We start from the raw sequence: 20882 nt of genomic DNA, 5'->3' as shown, positions 1-20882 counted from the left end.
AACGACAGCATTAGCTGTCGTTTTTTTATGTTAAAAACCTATATGTGATTATGCTTTATAACTAATATGTTGATGAAAACGTAAAATAACATCAGCATGCTCTTTATCGATATCAAGTTCATTAGTAAATAGACGTATCGCTTCTTCTACTTGATTCATAAAGCGACCATAACCTTCGTCAGTTTCATCACTTTTACCCGCGACAATGACAAATCGGAAAGCATCTACAAGCTTATTGGAATCCCAATGGCAAATAGGTTCAGGCGACTCAGCGTGAGGGTCAAATCCAATCATCTGAAATTCGTTGGTACTGGTTAATTGCTCATACTTACTGTTACGTACAAGTGGTAATTTACCGTTAGCGACAACGGCAACACGCTTTAACTGCTTACTTGCTGTTGCTTTGATAAACTTGTCGCATAAATTTTGATAAACACTTGAAAAGTCAGTGGTATCATTTGCAAGTAATTGCTTTTTAATACGACGTTCTACCGGAATGTTGATGGTGACATAATTGAGCGTACTCACATTTTCTGGTAGCTCACAGTGGCGGCGATGATAACGGCTGTCTACAGCACGCAATTTATATCCGTACGTTTCTTTGAGTCCCTTTGCTTTGGCAAAAAAGTCATAAGAAATATGCTGGTGGTCACGGACTTTAATGGGCACATCTTTAACAGGTAATAACGGTTTTAATTCAGCGATAAATTTTTGCACATGCGAATGGAATTCAGCTGAATTACTACGAAGATCATGACCTGTGGCTAAAAATACTATTCTAAGCTTTCTTGCTCGAAAACCTGCAACGCTATGTAAACTGTTAGCTTCATGATGGGCTGGATTATAAAAAAAGCGTATTTGCTCTTCTGAGTTTAAGCAATAAGCTTCGTTGTGGAAGCGTACCATAGGTAATTTGTCAGTGGTAACAACGTGGACGTTGTACAATTCTTGTTTTTCAGCTAATTGATAAACCAATTTACTGAACTCATCGTAACAAGTTTCTAAATCACTGTAAGCATTAAGATATTCATCGGTTAATGGGAAACCAATGGTAATGTATTGATTTTTACGTGTTGCGGTGGGCAAGTATACTTTTTTTTGACGACTGACGGACATATTATTTCCTTATTGCCTTGGTTGTTGTCTAAAGTTTATCGTTATTTATGGTTATCTAATGTGCTTACTGCATGTCCATTTTAAACATCGCTGATTAAATTAAAATAACTTTCGTTCAGTTTAGTAAATTGTTTTTAACATTTGCAGTTAACATCATATAAATTGAAGTTTTTAATCAGATAATTCTTGGGTGATCCAAGGTAGCATCCATTGCGTAATGCTTGCTTGCGCTTGTTCATTTGGATGAATACCATCACGTTGCATTAAGTTTGTGTCTGTGGCAATTTTTTGCATGAAAAAAGGGATTAACTTAATATTATATTCTTCAGCTAATTGATGATAAGTCTGTGTAAAAGATTTACTGTAACGAGGACCATAATTCGGTGGCACCATAATTTCTGTCAACAAGACTTTTGCACCGTGAGCTGTAGAAATTTCGATGATTTTTGTAAGATTTAATTTCAGTTGATTAGGTGGAAAACCACGTAAACCATCGTTGCCGCCAAGCTCAATGACCACAAGGTCTGGTTGGCTAGACTCCAGTAAATTAGGGAGTCGGCGTAACCCTCCAGCAGTAGTTTCACCACTGACGGAGCCGTTAACAATGTTGTTTTGAGGCAATTCGTTACGGAGTAATTGTACCCAACCTTGGTCTTCTGACATGCCATAGCCTGCACTTAAGCTATCACCTAAGATCAAAACCGTGGCAGCATGGGTCGGCACGCACATTAATATCAGCGTAAATGCAGTGACTAACATGCGTTTAAGCGACAAAAACAAGAAGGATTGTATGTCTAATAATACTGATCGAAATACCAATGCCATTACGGTAACTAACCTCAATAAAACTGTTGTGACCCAAGAGGGAGAGTTGACTATCCTCAACGGCATTAATATAGAAGTCAAGCAAGGAGACAGTATTGCCATTTTGGGGCCATCAGGTTCTGGTAAGTCAACACTTCTTGGATTGCTCGCTGCTTTAGACACTCCCACATCTGGTGAGATCGTGCTTGATGGTGTGGCATTGTCTGGTTTGAATGAAGAACAAAAAGCCGCGCTCCGTAAACAAAAAGTCAGTTTTATCTTTCAATCATTTATGTTGGTTGACACATTAACCGCGCTTGAAAACGTGATGTTACCTGCTGAGCTTGCTGGCGTAAAAGACGCCAAACAAAAAGCTCAAGCCATGCTTGAACGTGTTGGCTTGGCGCATCGGTTAAATCATTTACCTAAACAATTGTCTGGTGGTGAGCAACAACGTGTCGCCATCGCTAGAGCTTTTATTTGCGAACCTAAAGTGCTGTTTGCAGATGAGCCAACGGGTAATTTAGACAGTGTCAATGGCGACAAAATTGCTGATATGTTGTTTGCGCTAAACCAAGAAAGCGATACCACCCTGGTTCTAGTGACTCATGATTTACATTTGGCCAGACGCTGCGCTCGTCAATTGGTGATGGAAAATGGCCACTTATCAGAACCCTATGCAGAAGATAACAGTATCATCGAAGATTTAAGCCTTGAACTTGCAGTGGAGGTCAATTAATGGAATGGCAAATTGCTTGGCGTTTATTTAAGCGTGAGCTTGCCCAAGGTCAGTTGATATTAATTGTATTGGCAATTACCTTGGCAGTATTGTCTGTGACTGGGCTTGCGCGGGTTAGCGAGCGATTACAAGTTGCGATTAATGGTGAAGCGGCTAATTTTATTGCCGCCGATCGTATTATCGATTCCCCAGTTGAATTAGATCCCAAAGTCTTAGTGATTGCAGATGAGATTGGTCTTGCTCACGTCACTAATATGCAATTTAACTCGATGGTGTATTCGGGGGAGCAATTTCAGTTAGTTACCGTTAAGGCGGTTGGTGATGGTTATCCATTAAAAGGCGATATAGAACTGAGTAGCGGTACGACGCGATTACTGCCTAAGACTGGTCAAGCGTGGTTTGAAAACCGTTTAGGCGGTTTACTCGGCTATCCTAAAACCATTGAATTGGGTAATAGTGAGTTAGCGCTAACAGAAGAAATTAGTCGTTTACCAGATGCTGGTTTTAATCCATTTGCATCCTCGCCAGTGTTGCTCATCCGTATAGATGATGTGGCGGCGACAGGTATTATTCAGCCGGGTAGTCGAGTTACTTATTTATACCAATTTACCGGTGATGCTGAACAACTGTCGGTATTTGAGCAGCAAGCAAAACCATTGCTTAACAACAGTCAACGCTGGGTGGATGTGCAATCGGGAGATTCACCGATAGCCTCGGCAGTGCAACGTGCTGAGCGCTTTTTGCTACTCGCCAGCTTACTCGGGATTGCCTTAGCATGTGCCGCGATAGGTATTGCTGCACAACGTTACTGCCAGCGTCATTACGATGTTGTTGCTATGCTTAAAACCTTTGGTGCGTCGGGCAAACAAATTCGGGTGCTATTTGGTCTACATCTATCGTTAGTCACTTTATTGGGTATTGCCTTGGGCCTTGTGGGTGGATTATTACTCGATCTTGGCATCACCGCATTTTTACCCTCAGAGATAGCCGCTTATTCACCACCATATTTACGTCCAGTATTATTAGGCGTTAGCACCGGATTGATTAGTGCATTCATGTTTTCGGCTTATCCGTTAATGCGTTTGTTAGCCATTCCGCCTTTAAGAGTATTGCAGCGTCAATTAGAAGGTTTACAGCTGGGTATGTGGCTCCATTTGTTATTGAGTTTGGCTGCCATGGCATTATTAGGCTATTTATATTCAAGAAGTTTAGCCTTAACCATGACAGTCGTACTTGCGGTGTTGTTATTAGGTTTTTTATTGAGTGTGCTCGGATTTGTGATGATCCGTTTCGGTCATGGCATTGGTATGAAAACCACCAATCCTTTTCAACTGGCATTAGCAGGACTTCGTCGTCGAGCACGCCAAAATGCTGTGCAATTGGTTGGGTTTAGCAGTGCATTAGTGTTGTTATTAACCATTTTAGCGTTACGACAAGACTTACTAAACGAGTGGCAAAAGCAGTTGCCTGAAAATGCTCCCAATTACTTTTTAGTCAATATTGCCCCTGAAGATGCTAAGCCACTCAATGACTTTTTAACCACTAATCATATTAACGCTACCGATATTTATCCTGTGGTTCGTGGCCGTCTCACTCATATTAACGATGAAGAGTTGATATCAGGAAAACAAGCCGATGCAGGTGTTGAAGGGCGAGTGGGCATTTCACGAGAGTTAAATTTAACTTACCGAAAAACCTTACCGCCTAATAATGAGTTGCTTGAAGGCGTGTTTAATCAAGCTGAAGATGATGTGTCGGTTGAGTCTGGTGTTGCTAAGCGGCTAGGGGTAGTGTTGGGTGATAAGTTAACCTACAGCATTGATAACCAATCCTTTTCGGTCAAGGTTGCCAGTATTAGAAAAGTTCAGTGGGAAACCCTACAACCTAACTTTTTCATGATTTTTACTCCTGAAGCATTAGCACCATTTGCTTACACCTCTATGGCCAGTTTCCATCTTAATGATGCGCAATTAGCGGCTGATGGTAGCTTACTGAGTGCCAATCAAGTGGTACTGCAAATAATACAACAATTTCCAACAGTATCGATTATTGATGTCGGAGCAATGGTCGAACAATTGCGGCAAATTATCGATCAAGTGTCGTTGTCATTATCATTGGTGTTGGTACTAGTGTTATTGGCCAGTGCCTTAGTATTGATTGCGCAAACTGAAGCCGGTATGGCGACTCGGCAGCGAGAGCTCGCGGTACTGCGTACTTTTGGTGCATCTGGTTGGTTATTGCGTGCGTCGACTGGGTTTGAATTTGCTTTACTTGGTGCTATTGCTGGTTTACTGGCTGTCATCGTGGCTGAGTTTGCTTTATATATGCTTAAAACCCAAGTGTTTGAGCTGGTGGTTTATATGCATTGGCCTTGGTGGGGCATAACTCCAATTGCCGGCGCGTTAATTGTGTCGACGCTTGGCGTATGGCGATGCCGTCAATTACTCAATAAATCGTGCAGTGACATGCTCAAAGAGGGTTAAAGCAAACCCTAAGGGTTTGTTAATAATAAGGGAGATACACAGTTATCTCCCTTATTATATTATCTGGTTATTTTAGATGTATGTTAAGTTTTAGAAAAAACCAAACTATCCATTTCACCTCCTTGTTTAAATCCAATTAAATACATTATTTAGCGTGAGTATGTGATGCGTCTTGATCGATTTGTAGTGAAAAGTACTGAATTAACTCAACAGCAGGCCATTGAGTTAATTCATCAAGCTAAGATTTACGTTAATAATGTCGCTGTGGTGGATGAAGCCATCCAAGTACACGAAAATAATGATATTCAATTAGACGGTCAAAAGTTGGTAACTCGACCTTTTCGTTATATTTTAATCAATAAACCCGCCAATACTCTTTGTTCTAATGCGGATGGTGTATATCCGTCATTGTTTTCGCTATTAGATGTAGATCGACTATCCGAGCTGCATATTGCTGGACGTTTAGATGCTGATACCACTGGATTAGTGTTAATTACCGATGATGGCCGCTGGACATTTTCTATCACCTCACCTTCTAAAAAGTGCAATAAAGTCTACCGAGTAACTTTGGTCAAACCGATAGCTGTAGATGCTGCTGAGCGCTTTTTACAAGGCATTGCCTTACAAGGGGAACAAAGGCTAACGCTACCCGCACAATTAAAGGTTTTAGCACCACAAGAAGTATTACTTACGTTAACGGAAGGCAAGTTTCATCAAGTTAAGCGCATGTTTGCTGCTATCGGCAATAAAGTGGTGTCACTTCATCGACAAAGTATAGGTACTGTGAATCTTGATGTTGAGTTAGGAGGTTGGCGTTATTTAACGACAGATGAAATTCAATCTTTTTTATAAAACTAGAGCCTTAGAAACCATTTTCTCAGCAGAGGCTAGAGGAACAAAAGTCGATGACGTTTAAGTTTTACATTGAGTTATAAATATTGCTTATTTTGATAATTTAAAATTATCAAACACCTGTTATTATATTCAGCAAATAGGCTAATCGCACCCAGAGGAAACCATGTTAAATCAGCAATGGTTAACCACATTTATTAAGTTAGTCGAAGTCGGCCATTTCACTCATACTGCTGAACAATTATTTATGACTCAGCCAGGCGTGAGCCAACATATTAAAAAACTTGAGCAGCAAGTTGGGGTGGCTTTATTATATCGAGTGGGTAAAAGCTTTGAACTGACCGAAGCCGGAATTCATTTGCACCAGCAGGCTTTGATTTGGCAGCAACAGCAGCAGCAACTGTTGTCGCAAATAGCGGTAGATGATGTCCATTTGGGGGATTGTCGAATTGCGTGTTCTGGTTCGATGGCATTATTACTGTATCCGCACTTAATTGATTACCAATTACCGCATAAACAATTACAAATCTCTTTAGAGGCCGCACCAAACAAACGCATTATTGACAGCGTTTTGGCCAATCAAGTTGAATTGGGCATTGTTACTCAAGCGGTTCACATGGATGAGTTAGCGCTAACGCCATTAGGCCAGCAAGCTTTGTGTATTGTAATGCCAAAATCCTATCAAGATAAGTTAGTCGACTTTGACCAGTTAATGATGTTAGGGATGGTTTCTCACCCTGATGCTATGCATTACTGGTTACAAATTGTTGGTCATTATTTTAACGATAAACAAGCCGGAGCTCAGCAAGTACCCTTACGCAGTTACGTTAATCAATTACATCAAATATTATTACCTGTAGCGAAAGGGTTAGCTTTTGCGGTATTGCCGCAGTTTGCGGTGGACAGTTTTGTTAAGCCACAACACATATGTGTCCCTAAGCTTGCTGGTGTTAAAGAGGGGAAAGAGGGCGTAAGTGAACCATTATTTTTAATCCATAAAAAACATCGGCAATTGGCACTACGTTACCAACCGATTATCGATATTATTAAACAGTTAATGTAGCCACGATTTTGTGGAGGAGAACACTTAATCATGACAGGTGCTAACTAACAATATTATTGAGTGCTGTTTCGATATCGGTGTAGATAAATTCATAACCTGCCGCGAGAGCTCTTGTGGGGAAAACAAATTGCCCTTCAGTGAGCAATTGTGACATTTCACCCATAGCCAATCTAAGTGCTAAAGGCGGTGTAGTGATTTTAGCGGGACGATTGAGTGCTTTTCCTAAGGTCTGCGAGAACTCTGCATTACTGACAGGATTAGGTGCCGTTGCATTAAACACGCCTTGTAAATCATTGTGGTTGAGTAGATAGTTAATCAGTCCCAGTAAATCGTCCATATGAATCCAGCTCATACCTTGTTCGCCACTGCCAATTGGCCCACCAAGTCCTAGCTTAAAGGGCGGAAGCATTTTGGCTAAGGCGCCCCCTTTTTTACCCAGCACAATACCTATACGAGTAATACACACTCGGGTTTGTTGTGATTGAGCTTGCAGTGCAAGGTCTTCCCATTGTTGACAAATATCATGACTAAATTCAGCATGAAAACCACTGGATTCATCAACGGGGGTTTTATCTTGCCGACCATAATAGCCTATTGCAGAAGCGCTAATAAAAGTATGAGGTGGTGTGGTGCTTTTACTAATAAGTTGAGTTAACGCTGCTGTGATGTCGCAACGGCTTTCTGATATTAGTTTTTTTTGTTTGTTGGTCCAACGCTTACTGACTATAGGTTCGCCTGCAAGGTTGATTACCGCATCAATATCGTTAAGGTTGGGCTTATCGGTTAAGGTTTGCCAGTACTCATGATGGCTGCCAAGAATATGTTTTGCGTCGCTAACGTTGCGCGTTAATATAATCAGTTGGTGAGTGGTAAGCGATTTAACGAGTTGTTTGCCAACAAAACCTGTTGCGCCAGTGATTAATATTTTCATGTCAACTCCCCTTTATTTTTACCCGAACATACGACGGTTAACGTAGAAATGATCACTCATTATCGCAAACATAGCTGTTATTGCGTTTTTTGGTAACATAACTCCATCGACACAGAATCTGCGAAGCGCAGTGCATGTGGCTTATCAATTTCGACACTGGCAAATTCAACCCAATCATGTTCGCTGGCAATGGCAAGGGTTTGACTAGTTAAGTTTTCGAGTAAAGAAAAACGATTATTTTCTATCAAGGCAATGATTTTTTTAGTTATAGTGCGATAATTCAATGCATCTTCTACATTGTTACTATCACGTGCTTTGTCTGCACAATAATGGATCACTACGTTAATGATGACATCTTGTTGATTATTGATTTCGTCATCTTTAATGCCGATAAAAGTACGTAAACGTAAGTTTTTAATGCGTATAATAGCGGTTTCTGGTTTCATATGATGTTAGTGGGTCCTAAAAAGTCATTGTAAGCCCATATTGCCATCAACTGATATGTGAATCGACAATAATTTTAACTTAGTTTGCAATATGTTACTGATTTTAGCTTAGCATACCGAAGCATTTAAATAAGCAACAATAAGGATTTTCGCCCTATGAAAGGAATACAACAACCCTCAATGGCTGTGCGCAGTTTTGTGGTAATGGCTTGTGTTGTGGTTATTTTAGCTGGGATTAAAACAGCTAGCCCTATTGTGGTGCCATTTGTGTTATCTGCATTTTTAGCGGTCATTTGTAATCCTGCCATCATGTTGATGACGCGATATCATATCCCTAAATGGCTGTCGATTATTTTACTCATGGGATTTATTGTATTAATGGGACTGTGGCTGGCCAGTTTAGTGGGTAGTTCGGTGACAGAGTTTTCCAAACAAATGCCAGTATACCGCGAGCAATTGATTGAGCAATTTGCATGGATCCTTGAAAAACTCCAAGACTTTAATATTCAGATTTCAAAACAAAAAGTGCTCGACTACTTTGACCCTGGCATGGCGTTATCCATGACCACCAACATGTTGTCTGGTGTCGGCAATGTAATGGCCAATTTATTTCTGATTATTTTGACAATCGTGTTTATGTTATTTGAAGCGCAATCTATGCCTCGAAAGTTTCACTTAGCACTAGATGCTCCTGACAAGCGTTTAAAGCAAATCGACAAATTTTTGCAGTCGGTTAATCAATATATGGTTATTAAAACGCTCGTTAGTTTGGCTACTGGGGTGGTTATTGGCGTTGGCTTAACCATTATCGGCGTTGATTATGCCTTGTTGTGGGCCGTAGTTGCTTTTCTGTTTAACTATATTCCTAATATTGGTTCTATTATTGCGGCAATTCCTGCAGTGTTATTGGCCTTTATTCAAATGGGCCCCGGTGCTGCGGGTATTACCGGTTTACTGTATGTCGGTACCAATATGGTGATGGGTAATGTAATTGAACCGCGCTTTATGGGGCGAGGCTTAGGCTTGTCTACCTTGGTGGTATTTTTATCATTAATTTTTTGGGGCTGGCTGCTTGGTTCTGTTGGAATGCTGTTGTCAGTACCTTTAACTATGATTGTTAAAATCGGTCTTGAATCGAGCGAATCGGGCAATTGGCTTGCGATTTTATTGTCTGATGATGGTGATGACTTGCCCGTTGAAGAAGCTAATAGTGTTAAAGCTGAAGCCGAAGAGGTGCTTGAAGAGCAACGCAATGATGATGCAAAAAGTGAGATTGATAGTGACGTAGATAATGACCATAACGTGGAAAGTGATAATAAATCCAAGTCATCAACTACCGATGCCTAATCCGAACGAATCTGTTTAGTTTATTGAGTTAAGAGAGTGTATGAAGCGTTTTTTACAAGTCATTCCAAATTTGACCTTCGGCGATGATGTTTGTCGTTTATTTCATGGCCGTGGTGGCTTATATGTGGGCGATGAACACCTGTGTTTAGATTGGTATAAGCCAGTATTATTGCTCACCAGTTTTAAGATGCTCGAAACCGAGCAACTGGATGAATTAGTGATATCAATAAAGGCACTTTGGCTGCAACAACGCCCAAATGAGCCTCTCAATTTAGTCTACCAATATCGTCAAGGTGGGCAAACATTCAGTGATTTATTGTACGGAGAAGTGCTTGAACCGCATATCGTTAGCGAAAATGGTGCACGTTTTTTAGTGCATTTATTACGCGGACAAAACCACGGTTTATTTTTAGATATGGCTAATGGTCGGGCATGGGTAAAGCAACATGCAAAGCATAAAAAAGTGCTTAACCTATTTGCTTATACATGTGGCTTTTCTGTGGTTGCTTTACAAGGCGGTGCTGATGAAGTAGTCAACATGGACATGAGTAAAGGTGCTTTAAGCATTGGTAAGCAAAACCATGTATTAAATGACTTGCCCGCAGGAGCTCGTTATTTAGGTCACGATATTTTCAAATCTTGGGGTAAGCTAACCAAGCTTGGACCTTATGACTTGATTGTGGCTGATCCACCCAGTAATCAGCGCGGCAGCTTTGTTGCGACTAAAGATTATGAGCGTTTATTGAAACGTCTACCTGACTTGCTTGCTCCCCAAGGTGAAGTGTTGCTGTGCTTAAATGCTCCTGAACTTGGTTGTGATTTTTTAATGCAACAAGTTGCGAGTACAGCTCCACAATTAACCTATGTTGAGCGAATTGCTAATCCGTCAGTTTTTGCTGATATTGATGATCAAAAATCATTGAAGGTATTACGTTACCGTTTGAGTTAATTTATTGCTATTTTTGTAAAAAACCGACAGTTATTAGACCGTCGGTTTTTTTTTGACTGTAAAAATACTGGATTTTGGTTTGTGTCAAAAAGTAATTAACAACTTGGTCGCGCTGTTAAGTTTTTGTGACTTATACTTTATGTTAGTTAACGGTAATATTTATCAATAATCCGTTAAATAATCCTTTATTTAATCGGTATTTATGCTTAGTAACCCTGATCTAGCTAATGAAATATTTAAATTGATGATCCAGATCATATTAACCTAGGTTTACCAATTTGTGAGTATATAGTTTGTCACTGGTTTAAAGATAAAATTCTTACGAATCTTAATGAAAGAAGCAATGAAGTGATGATGATTCGTTGTTTTTCCATCCACTCTTGGAGGATCCATGAGTAATGAAATCAAAAGCGAAAAGGGTTTAGAGTTAAAAATTTTTATTTTTTTAACCGTTTTTTTAGCCCCTATTTTATCTGTGTTACTGGTTAGCGCACTGGGTTTTACCATCTGGTTTAGCCAAATTTTAACTGGGCCACCAGGCGCAGGTTAACTCAATAATAAAATAAATAAAATAATGCGAGAGTGATGTATGAACAATGAACTTCATGTAACCAGCCTGATTGTCCAAGTACACCCTGAGAAAATGGCTGAAGTAAGACAACAAATTATGGCCATCAAAAATGCTGAGCTGTCAGCGAATAACGACGTTAAGTTAGTTGTTGTTTTAGAAGGTACCAGTCAACGATCTTTGATGGATGATATCTCAACAATTAACGGCATTCCGGGTGTGTTGACTGCCACCATGGTTTATCACCAAAGCGAAGATCTTGAAGAAGGTGAAGTATGAAAATGAATCGCCGCGATTTTATGAAAGCAAATGCCGCTATCGCAGCGGCAAGTGTTGCAGGTTTAGCACTACCTACAAGTGCAAGTAACCTGATCACTAGCTCAGAACAAACTAAATTAGAATGGAACAAAGCCCCTTGTCGTTTTTGTGGAACTGGTTGTTCTGTTATGGTTGCCACCCGTGACGGTAAAGTGGTTGCCACCCATGGTGATGCAAAAAGTGAAGTTAACCGCGGTTTAAACTGCATTAAAGGTTATTTCCTTTCTAAAATTATGTACGGTCGCGATCGTCTGCAAACCCCTATGTTGCGTATGACTGATGGCAAATATGACAAACATGGCGAATTTACTCCTATTACATGGGAGAAAGCATTCGACACTATGGCTGAACGCTGGAAAGCCACTATTAAAGCCAAAGGCCCAACTGCTGTTGGTATGTTTGGTTCTGGTCAGTGGACAGTTTGGGAAGGCTATGCTGCGGTTAAGTTAATGAAAGCTGGTTTTGGTTCAAATAACATCGATCCTAACGCTCGTCACTGTATGGCTTCTGCTGTAGGTGGCTTTATGCGTACTTTTGGTATTGATGAGCCAATGGGTTGTTATGACGATATGGAAGCGGCAGACGCGTTTGTGCTTTGGGGCTCAAACATGGCTGAAATGCACCCAATTTTGTGGACTCGTATAACCGACCGTCGGTTAAGTGCGCCACACGTTAAAGTTGCTGTGTTGTCTACCTTTGAAAATCGTTCATTCGACCTTGCCGATTTACCGATTGTATTCACGCCACAAACCGACTTGGCGATGCTTAACTTTATTGCTAATTACATTATTCAAAACGATAAAGTGAATAAAGATTTCGTTAAAAAGCATGTTAATTTCCGCAAGGGAACGACCGACATTGGTTATGGTTTGCGTCCAACACACCCATTAGAAATGAAAGCTAAAAACGTCGATACCGCTGGCGATTCTACGCCGATGGACTTTGACGAATTTGCTAAATTTGTTGCAGATTATGATGTTGAATCAGTCAGTAAGTTGTCTGGTGTTCCTGAACATAAGTTAATTGAACTGGCTGAGTTATATGCTGATCCAGATCGTAAAGTGACGTCATTCTGGACTATGGGCTTTAACCAACATACCCGTGGTGTGTGGTGTAACAACTTAATTTATAACATTCACTTGCTAGTAGGTAAAATCTCTACTCCAGGTAACAGCCCATTCTCACTAACAGGTCAACCATCGGCTTGTGGTACAGCACGTGAAGTGGGTACTTTCTCACATCGTTTACCTGCGGACATGGTAGTGACTAACCCTGAACACAGAAAACATGCTGAAGAAATTTGGCATATTCCCAGTGGTATTATTCCGCCTAAACCTGGCTACCATGCAGTTGAGCAAAGCCGTCGTTTAACCGATGGCGACTTAAATTGCTACTGGGTTCAAGTGAACAACAATATTCAAGCTGGCGCCAATATTAACGAAGAAGGCTTACCGGGTTACCGTAATCCTGAAAACTTCATTGTAGTGTCAGATGCTTATCCAACAGTAACCACCCAAGCCGCCGATTTGATTTTACCAACCGCAATGTGGGTAGAAAAAGAAGGTGCTTACGGTAATGCTGAGCGTCGTACTCAATTTTGGCATCAAATGGTTAAAGCGCCAGGTGAATCAAAGTCTGACTTATGGCAGTTAATGGAATTCTCTAAGCGATTCACAACTGACGAAGTTTGGCCTGCAGACGTATTAGCCGCTAATCCTTCATTTAAAGGTAAAACCTTATATGAAGTGCTATATCAAAATGGCAACGTTGAAAAATTCCCGCTAAGTGATGCTGATCCTAAGTACTTAAATGACGAAGCCAAACATTTTGGTTTTTATGTTCAAAAAGGCTTGTTCGAAGAATACGCTACCTTTGGTCGTGGTCATGGTCATGATTTAGCTGACTTCGATATGTACCACAAAGAACACGGTTTACGTTGGCCTGTGGTTAATGGCAAAGAAACCAAATGGCGTTTCCGTGAGGGGTCAGATCCATACGTTAAAGCCGGTAAAGACTATGAGTTTTATGGTAAGCCAGATGGTCGTGCGGTTATCTTTGCATTACCTTACGAGCCAGCTGCTGAGTCGCCAGATGAAGAATACGATATCTGGTTATCAACAGGTCGTGTACTTGAACATTGGCACTCTGGTTCAATGACACAACGTGTCCCAGAACTTTATAAAGCCTTCCCAGATGCTGTGTGTTTTATGCACCCAGAAGATGCTAAAAAGCGTGGTTTACGTCGTGGTGATGAGATTAGAGTGATTTCTCGTCGTGGTGAAATTAAAACTCGAGTGGAAACGCGTGGCCGCAATAAACCACCAGTAGGTTTAGTGTTTGTGCCTTGGTTTGATGCCAGCCAGCTCATTAATAAAGTGACGTTAGATGCGACAGATCCTTTGTCAAAACAAACAGACTTTAAAAAATGTGCCATTAAGATTGTTAAGGCTTAAGGAGACAGACCATGAAAACAGGTAAATTATTATCGATTATCGCGTTATTGGGTTTCTCTGTAAGTGTAATGGCTACCAGTGTACCTGAAGACAAAATCGACACATTACGTTTAGCGCCAATCAATATCGAACCAACACCGCCTGCAATGCAATCGGTGATCAATACCGATGTTAAACAGGTACGTAGCTATCCAATGCAGCCACCGGTGATCCCACATAAGATTGATGGTTATCAAATTGATCTTAAGGCAAATAAGTGTCTCCAGTGTCATGCTCGTACTAGTACAGGCCATTCACAGGCTCCAATGGTGAGCGTGACTCACTATATGGATCGTGACAATAATTTCTTGGCTGAGTTATCACCACGTCGTTATTTCTGTACTCAATGTCATGCACCGCAATTAGATGCCAAATTACTAGTCGAAAATGACTTTGTCGATATTGATCATTTAATGAAGGCGAAAGCCGCAGTTAAGAAGCACTAGGAGCAATTATGTTTGCAAAACTGTTTGAGCAACTAAAGCTAGTGTGGAAAGTGCTGCGTCGTCCGAGTGTCCATTACAGTCTTGGCTTCTTAACCATTGGTGGTTTTATCGCTGGGATTATTTTCTGGGGTGGTTTTAACACTGCCTTAGAACTTGGTAACAGTGAAAAATTCTGTATTAGTTGCCATGAAATGGAAAGTAACGTTTATCAAGAGTTACAAAGTACGATTCACTTTACTAACCGCAGCGGAGTACGCGCAACGTGTTCAGACTGTCATGTACCACATAACTGGACTGACAAAATTGCCCGTAAAATGCAAGCGTCTAAGGAAGTGTGGGGCAAAATTTTTGGCACTATTAATACTCGCGAAAAGTTTGAAGCTAAGCGTCGCGAATTGGCTGAGCATGAATGGAAGCGTCTTAAATCCAATGATTCTCTAGAGTGTCGAAATTGTCATAACTTTGATTATATGGATTTCACTCGTCAGTCTACGCGTGCAGCACAAATGCATTCAACGTCTCTGGCTAGTGGAGATAAAACCTGTATCGACTGTCATAAAGGGATTGCACATCATTTACCTGATATGGCGGGTGTAGAAGGGTTCTAGGCAATTTTATATTGTAAGCGTATAGAAAAGGCCAGCAAATTTGCTGGCCTTTTGTTTTTATGCATTGTCCCGTCCTGAGATAAGTTGACACATTGGAGACTTATCTATGAAACCTTCAGTATCAATCAATATAAAACGTACTCAACGAGATTACACATTAGGCTTTAAATTAGCGGTTGTTAGTCAAGTAGAAAAAGGCGAGCTAACATATAAGCAAGCTCAAGACCACTATGGCATTCAAGGGAGAAGTACCGTCCTAACATGGTTACGAAAACATGGTAGATTAGATTGGTCCCAGCCGATTGAGCATTCACCTATGTCCAAATCTACAGAAACACCCGCCCAGAAAATCAAACGATTAGAGAAACAAGTCTCCAATCTCGAAATGAAAAATATGATTTATGGCGATATGGTCGAGTTACTTAAAAATGAGTACGGTATTGATTTAGAAAAAAAGTACTTAGCCGAACGCTCTGGCTTGCCAAAGAAAAAGGCACTGTAAAGCTAGCGACAGCGAGTCGGCAGTTTAACCTATCAAGACAAGCTGTTTATCAATGGAAGCAGCGCTTAGCAGCAAGAGCTGACATGTTAAAACCGGTGATGCCGATGGTTATGTATTGGCGTCAGTTCATGCCCAGAGTGGGTACGCGTAAGCTTTATCAACTCATCAAGCCACAGTTACTTGAACAAGGCATAAAGCTAGGTAGGGACGGCCTATTTCAGTATTTAAAACAACACAATATGTTAGTAAAGCCTAGGAAGAATTACACCAAGACAACCCATAGCCACCATTGGTTGAGAAAACACCCAAACTTACTCAAAGACAGAGTGGTGAAGAGCGTTGAAGAGGTATTTGTCAGTGACATAACCTACGTAAAATCAGACGAAGGAACTCACTATTTATCATTAGTCACAGATGCATATTCAAGAAAAATAATGGGTTATGAATTAAGTGATGAAATGAAAGCCAGTGATGTCGTTAAAGCATTGGAGATGACGATAAAGAATCGTCAGACAACCAGTGATGTCATTCATCATGCAGATAGAGGGATACAGTACTGCTCAGCAGAATATCAACATAAATTGGCTGCGAATGCGATAAGGCCATCGATGACAGATGGGTATGATTGTTATCAGAATGCGTTAGCTGAGCGAGTGAATGGTATTTTGAAGCAAGAGTTTTTACTTTACCGCTGTCGTACGATGAAGGAGCTGGCAATACTCATCAAAGAATCTATTAGGATTTATAACGAGTTAAGACCGCACCTTAGTTTAGGAATGAAAACCCCAAACGAAGTGCATGAAAAAGCCAGTCGGGAGTTCCAACTGGCTTAATAAAAACCGTCAACCTATTTTAGGACTAGACACATTTCGAATTGAAGCAGTTTAGGTTAAATCAACTTGTTGACCTATCACATCAATTAAATACTCAGTGAAATCATGTCCATGGTTTTGCAACATCTTTGGGAACATTGAAATAGGTGTTAACCCGGGGAAGGTATTGATTTCATTCAATAGGATTTCATTATCTTCGGTTAAAAAGAAATCGATACGCGATAAGTGACGTAACTTCATTCCTTTAAAGGCTTTTACCGCGTAATCACGGATCCGTTGACTGATTTCAGGGCTAAGGTTATTAGCAACAACATCAGTACGGGCCTTACTATTTTTAGCATACTTTTCGTCAAACGAATAAAAGGTATTGCTGTCGCAAATAATCTCACCTGGTAAGGTTGCTATCACTTCCCCTTGGTATTGGTAAACAGCCACTTCTAATTCACGCGCATGAATAGTTTGCTCAACCACCACATAAGGCGCATAACTAAAGGCATCTTTTAACACCTCAGCAATATTGGCCTTAACATCGACTTTATAACATCCCACAGATGAACCCTGTGATGCGGCTTTAACAAATACCGAGCCCCAATTATCAAATGCGGCTTCAGTTTGCTTAATTGCATCATCATCAAGTTGGTGTAAAAAAATGTACGGTGTATTGGGTACACCTAAAGCGGAAAACCACATTTTTGCAGTGATTTTATTAAAGCAATTACTCGATGCTTCCGACTCACAACCAAAGTAGGGCAGTTGGATTAAGTTAAAGTAAGATTGGATATCACCAGTCTCACCAGGAAATCCATGAATACATGGAATAACATAATCAACAGGCCAAGTGGGTGTGCTGTCATCTTCAAAACGGATTTCACGACGATTAGTTAAATCGCACAATTTACCATCTTCTGTATGGTAATGTCCTTGTTGATCAAGTACTAATTTAAGTATTGAAAATTTATCTGACTTTGCCAGTGATGACTCAAAAAAACGCGCAGACATCAACGAAATATCATGTTCTGCACTGCCTCCGCCGCACAATAACAGCAGATTAATTTTTGGCATGGTTGCTCCTGAAAAAAGTAAAATATAAATTGGAAGTTGGCCGAAATAAGTAAGACTATTCAGCCTAAAAAATTGTGCTTATGATAATAACGGAGGCCTATAAAGAGCAAGCTAGAGTTAACATTATTTTAGTTTTAAAAACGATATTTTACTCGAACTGTTGTTAACGCTCAATGTTGTTATCTACTCATAAGTGATAGTGATTTATTCTGGTAAATATTTCTTACGCTCAGTTATACATTCATACTCTGCCATTTCAAATTCACGGCAAATCAACGGTCTAAGTTCGTAAATCGAACACATCATAGTATCTCTGTCTAGCGCAGCACACCAACCATCATCAAGGCGACGCATCACTTCTCCGCCCCAATTATCTTTGGCTATATACATTTTAGGCACACCAGTTTCGGTTATTAACATCACTTCTAAACGGCAACAACAGGCTTGGCAAGTTGAACAAGTCAATGCTACAGCCTGTTCTGTAGAATTGGTGCTTAGGGAAGTCGAAGACGTATCAGACGACTCAGGAAACATTGTTATGATATTAGAGGGCATTAATGGCTGCTGTTGAAAATTTTTGCTAAGGATAGCGTAAATTTGTTCATGAAAGATAAATTTACTTCAAATAGAGGTGATATTTAATTTTTTATGACCACCAAATTACTTCAATAGTCAGAATTTATATTTTATCCCAACAGTTTATTTGTTATATTTTTGAGGGGAAAAGGTTAAAAGTAATGGTGAAATCAGCCGTTTACTTATTTCATTAATAAGAATAACAAGTCAACAAGGAGTTGTTGTGTGAAAGGATATCGACGATTGATGCAAAGCGCATTTTGCGTGGTTTTATGTTGCGTTTCAACATTGGGTTTCTGCGTAACAGAACTGAATAACGATGAGGGATATATTCTTGTTGCGATGAAAATTGAGCAAGGTTACGTACCTAGTCATATTACGGTAGAAGGCGAAGGATGGTTGTCTGATTTGAAGTTTGAGCAAGTTAAGCCTGATTATAATTACTGGATCGAAGTGGTCCCCGCTGGACGATACACATGGGATCGCGTGTATTTAGGAAAAAGAACTTACATTGATATAGCTGATCAGAAGTACGTAATCAATGTTGAGGCTGGAAAAATCAATTATGCAGGCCATCTTTCAATGTATACCGAGATGAATGGTAGTTTAGATACGCTGATTGGTGGCGCGCGATTCTATTTTAATAACAAAGCCAGTAAGGCTTTGTATTATATGGAATCTAATTATCCCGAAGTATTGGCTCAGTATAATTTGAACTATACTGGCAAAGAAAAAGACCATTTTTTTGAATATGCTAAAGAAATTGAAGGGAATCAATTATGAAGCTAATTAAGTCTATTCTCATCGTGTTGATGTTTTTCTCATTCACAGTAGATGCCAATCTTGAAGACGATTTCTTCAGAAATCCAGATGTTGTTGCACCGAAGTTAAGCCCGCAGGGGCAATTCTTGCTATATAAAAAGTTGGTCGATAATAATTATACCGTGGTACTTGCCAGTACAGATTTTAGTTGGGATACCAAGGTGATTAGTTTCAGCCAAAGTTCTAAACGAGCCATTAGTGACTTTAGTTGGTTAGGCAAAGAATATTTTAGTATCACGACATTTGATCGTCATTCCGGGATACAGTTACTTGTATATAAAGTTGATGTAGCGAAAAATGTCACTCAGGTTGCTTTACTAAAACAGACTTATTTATTTGATCCATTACTCGCAGTTGACGATACTTTTATTGCCCAGCGCTATAAAAATGGTAAAGCATATTTATTTGCCATTAACGTCATAGAAGACAGTTTTGAAACACAGTTTCGAAGTAAAAAACGCATATCAAAAGGCCCATTTCCTGAAGGAACATGGTTATTCAATTCTTATGGTGAACCGAACGTTAATTTTATTAGCGAAGGTGGTGTGACAGAGGTTCATATTAAAAAAGCTGATAGTCGTAAGTGGCAACAAGTTTGGCGGCAAGATGATCAAACTAAATTTATACCAGTATGGTTTAATGATGCTAAAAATGAATTATTAGTGTTATCCGAACAGCAAAATGGTTATCAAAGCTTATCTCGATATGATGTTCAGTCTAAGGCTTTTACTGGTGAAGTTTACAGTCTGCCAGGGCGTGATATTGTCGGCATTATTCAAAACCCTTACGACAGCAGCATCATAGGTTACACCTATATGCTCGGCGGTGTATTGGTGCAAAATTATGACAATAAGTTGTCAACATATACTGGCGCATCAGAGGGTAAAGGAGATAAAGAGGACAATTATGTTATTCACTTTGATCAAGATTACCAAAAAATAGTGACGATTAATCAGTCGATCGATTCTCCTTCTGCTTATTATTTATTCGATACGGAAACAGGTAAAAGCCAGCTTATAGGTGAAGAGCGGCCTTGGTTAAACCAATACTCATTAGGCAAAAGTTCTGTGATTAAATCGATTTCTTCTGATGGTGTTGAAATTGAATCTTATTTAACTATGCCAAGCAATTCTACCGCTAAAGATGTGCCTTTATTGGTGATGCCTCATGGTGGACCGTTAGGTGTTAATGACACGCGACACTTTTCAGTTGATGTACATTATTTTGTTCAAAAAGGTTATGCGGTATTAACTCCAAATTATCGCGGCTCATCAGGCTTTGGTAAAAAGTTTCTTAATAGCGGCAAGCGTCAATGGGGCCGACTCATCGAAGACGACATTGAGTCTGCCGTTACCAAAACCATTGCTCGAGAAGATATAAATGGCCAAAAAGTGTGTATTTTTGGAATTAGTTACGGTGGTTACTCTGCATTAATCAGTGCAATAAGACGACCTGATTTATATAAATGTGCCATCTCTTATGCCGGAGTGACAGACATACCATTACTGTTTTCTGATCATAATATTTCTGAAAAGGATGATTCTCGACGGGTATTGATTGATATCCTTGGTGACCCAAACGAATCTTGGGATACCTTAATTGAGTATTCACCAGTGTATAGAATGAATGAATTATCTATTCCAATTTTTATTGCTCAAGGTGGGAGAGATCGAGTTGTCGATTCGGAACATTATTTTAGATTGAAATATGTGTTAGATAAATTAGGCAAATCATATGAGTCTATGCTTTTTGAAAATGAAGTACATGGATTTAATTACATCAATACACAGCAAGCGTTATACAATAATATTGATAAATTCATGCAACAGAGTTTTGCTCAAAGTGAAGTAGCTTCATCCTTATAATCTTAAACAATTAATCAAAGCCACTGTAACTCAGTGGCTTTGCATGCCAGTTGATAGTAT

General features: G+C 39.9%; 20 protein-coding genes. 14 read left to right on the top strand and 6 right to left on the bottom strand.

Going from position 1 to position 20882, the window contains the following annotated elements; all coding sequences use genetic code 11:
- Nucleotides 1-48: 48 nt before the first annotated feature.
- Both FCN25_RS02050 and FCN25_RS02045 read right to left on the bottom strand, forming a co-directional pair.
- Nucleotides 49-1116 carry a DUF3083 family protein gene (locus tag FCN25_RS02050; RefSeq protein ID WP_137221536.1) on the bottom strand — a complete coding sequence of 356 codons (1068 nt, stop codon included), beginning with the start codon at nucleotides 1114-1116 and terminating at the stop codon, nucleotides 49-51.
- A 171-nt stretch (nucleotides 1117-1287) separates the two neighbouring features.
- Nucleotides 1288-1875, bottom strand: a complete 588-nt coding sequence (locus tag FCN25_RS02045) for an arylesterase (protein ID WP_137221534.1) — start codon at nucleotides 1873-1875, stop codon at nucleotides 1288-1290.
- Nucleotides 1876-1906: 31 nt separating this feature from the next.
- Here FCN25_RS02045 and FCN25_RS02040 point away from each other — a divergent pair, with 31 nt between their 5' ends.
- The 4 genes from FCN25_RS02040 to FCN25_RS02025 all read left to right on the top strand — a co-directional run bounded on the left by FCN25_RS02040 (nucleotide 1907) and on the right by FCN25_RS02025 (nucleotide 7057).
- Nucleotides 1907-2659: an ABC transporter ATP-binding protein gene (locus tag FCN25_RS02040; protein WP_137221531.1), complete on the top strand. Its 753-nt coding sequence runs from the start codon at nucleotides 1907-1909 to the stop codon at nucleotides 2657-2659.
- The gene (locus FCN25_RS02035) at nucleotides 2659-5142 is read left to right on the top strand and encodes an ABC transporter permease (RefSeq protein WP_137221529.1); all 2484 of its coding nucleotides are present in this window, start codon (nucleotides 2659-2661) and stop codon (nucleotides 5140-5142) included. The genes FCN25_RS02040 and FCN25_RS02035 overlap by 1 nt, the downstream gene beginning before the upstream one ends.
- A 165-nt stretch (nucleotides 5143-5307) precedes the next feature.
- The gene (locus tag FCN25_RS02030; RefSeq protein ID WP_137221527.1) at nucleotides 5308-5994 is read left to right on the top strand and encodes a pseudouridine synthase; all 687 of its coding nucleotides are present in this window, start codon (nucleotides 5308-5310) and stop codon (nucleotides 5992-5994) included.
- Nucleotides 5995-6160: 166 nt separating this feature from the next.
- Nucleotides 6161-7057 (top strand): LysR family transcriptional regulator, encoded by an 897-nt coding sequence (locus FCN25_RS02025; protein ID WP_137221525.1) that lies wholly within the window; start codon nucleotides 6161-6163, stop codon nucleotides 7055-7057.
- A gap of 40 nt (nucleotides 7058-7097) precedes the next feature.
- On the opposite strand, the gene FCN25_RS02020 is transcribed toward FCN25_RS02025, so the two are convergent.
- Together FCN25_RS02020 and folX are read right to left on the bottom strand one after the other, a co-directional pair.
- Complete coding sequence (locus FCN25_RS02020) at nucleotides 7098-7988, bottom strand: TIGR01777 family oxidoreductase (protein WP_137221523.1); 891 nt, start codon at nucleotides 7986-7988, stop codon at nucleotides 7098-7100.
- A 77-nt stretch (nucleotides 7989-8065) separates the two neighbouring features.
- Nucleotides 8066-8434 carry a dihydroneopterin triphosphate 2'-epimerase gene (gene folX, locus FCN25_RS02015; protein WP_137221521.1) on the bottom strand — a complete coding sequence of 123 codons (369 nt, stop codon included), beginning with the start codon at nucleotides 8432-8434 and terminating at the stop codon, nucleotides 8066-8068.
- A 156-nt stretch (nucleotides 8435-8590) separates the two neighbouring features.
- On the opposite strand from folX, the gene FCN25_RS02010 reads away from it, so the two are divergent.
- The 8 genes from FCN25_RS02010 to FCN25_RS01975 all read left to right on the top strand — a co-directional run bounded on the left by FCN25_RS02010 (nucleotide 8591) and on the right by FCN25_RS01975 (nucleotide 16497).
- Entirely contained in the window at nucleotides 8591-9781 is a 1191-nt protein-coding gene (locus FCN25_RS02010) for an AI-2E family transporter (protein ID WP_137221519.1), read from the top strand.
- A 40-nt stretch (nucleotides 9782-9821) separates the two neighbouring features.
- Nucleotides 9822-10730 carry a class I SAM-dependent methyltransferase gene (locus tag FCN25_RS02005; protein WP_137221517.1) on the top strand — a complete coding sequence of 303 codons (909 nt, stop codon included), beginning with the start codon at nucleotides 9822-9824 and terminating at the stop codon, nucleotides 10728-10730.
- Between the two features lie 391 nt (nucleotides 10731-11121).
- Nucleotides 11122-11280 carry a periplasmic nitrate reductase, NapE protein gene (locus FCN25_RS02000; RefSeq protein WP_137221516.1) on the top strand — a complete coding sequence of 53 codons (159 nt, stop codon included), beginning with the start codon at nucleotides 11122-11124 and terminating at the stop codon, nucleotides 11278-11280.
- 39 nt (nucleotides 11281-11319) lie between these two features.
- Entirely contained in the window at nucleotides 11320-11577 is a 258-nt protein-coding gene (locus tag FCN25_RS01995) for a chaperone NapD (RefSeq protein WP_137221514.1), read from the top strand.
- A 2-nt stretch (nucleotides 11578-11579) separates the two neighbouring features.
- Complete coding sequence (gene napA, locus FCN25_RS01990; RefSeq protein WP_137227302.1) at nucleotides 11580-14069, top strand: nitrate reductase catalytic subunit NapA; 2490 nt, start codon at nucleotides 11580-11582, stop codon at nucleotides 14067-14069.
- 11 nt (nucleotides 14070-14080) lie between these two features.
- Nucleotides 14081-14554: a nitrate reductase cytochrome c-type subunit gene (locus tag FCN25_RS01985; RefSeq protein WP_137221512.1), complete on the top strand. Its 474-nt coding sequence runs from the start codon at nucleotides 14081-14083 to the stop codon at nucleotides 14552-14554.
- Nucleotides 14555-14574: 20 nt separating this feature from the next.
- Nucleotides 14575-15162, top strand: coding sequence for a cytochrome c3 family protein (locus FCN25_RS01980; protein ID WP_206194460.1), 588 nt, complete (start codon nucleotides 14575-14577; stop codon nucleotides 15160-15162).
- Between the two features lie 106 nt (nucleotides 15163-15268).
- Nucleotides 15269-16497, top strand: a protein-coding gene (locus FCN25_RS01975; RefSeq protein ID WP_137221508.1) for an IS3 family transposase whose coding sequence is annotated in 2 segments (ribosomal slippage) — nucleotides 15269-15620 and nucleotides 15620-16497 — 1230 coding nt in all. Because the reading frame shifts where the segments join, the coding sequence is not laid out codon by codon here.
- Between the two features lie 51 nt (nucleotides 16498-16548).
- On the opposite strand, the gene FCN25_RS01970 is transcribed toward FCN25_RS01975, so the two are convergent.
- Nucleotides 16549-17559, bottom strand: coding sequence for a D-alanine--D-alanine ligase (locus FCN25_RS01970; RefSeq protein WP_137221506.1), 1011 nt, complete (start codon nucleotides 17557-17559; stop codon nucleotides 16549-16551).
- Between the two features lie 204 nt (nucleotides 17560-17763).
- Nucleotides 17764-18114 carry a YkgJ family cysteine cluster protein gene (locus tag FCN25_RS01965; protein WP_175405815.1) on the bottom strand — a complete coding sequence of 117 codons (351 nt, stop codon included), beginning with the start codon at nucleotides 18112-18114 and terminating at the stop codon, nucleotides 17764-17766.
- Nucleotides 18115-18360: 246 nt separating this feature from the next.
- On the opposite strand from FCN25_RS01965, the gene FCN25_RS01960 reads away from it, so the two are divergent.
- Both FCN25_RS01960 and FCN25_RS01955 read left to right on the top strand, forming a co-directional pair.
- Nucleotides 18361-18918: a hypothetical protein gene (locus tag FCN25_RS01960; RefSeq protein ID WP_137221504.1), complete on the top strand. Its 558-nt coding sequence runs from the start codon at nucleotides 18361-18363 to the stop codon at nucleotides 18916-18918.
- Nucleotides 18915-20822 (top strand): S9 family peptidase, encoded by a 1908-nt coding sequence (locus FCN25_RS01955; RefSeq protein WP_137221502.1) that lies wholly within the window; start codon nucleotides 18915-18917, stop codon nucleotides 20820-20822. The genes FCN25_RS01960 and FCN25_RS01955 overlap by 4 nt, the downstream gene beginning before the upstream one ends.
- The last annotated feature ends 60 nt before the right edge of the window (nucleotides 20823-20882 follow it).

The organism is Shewanella sp. MEBiC00475 (assembly GCF_005234075.1).
In the GTDB taxonomy this organism is placed as follows: Bacteria; Pseudomonadota; Gammaproteobacteria; order Enterobacterales; family Shewanellaceae; genus Shewanella; species Shewanella polaris.
This window is presented reverse-complemented; position numbering and strand designations above follow the sequence as displayed.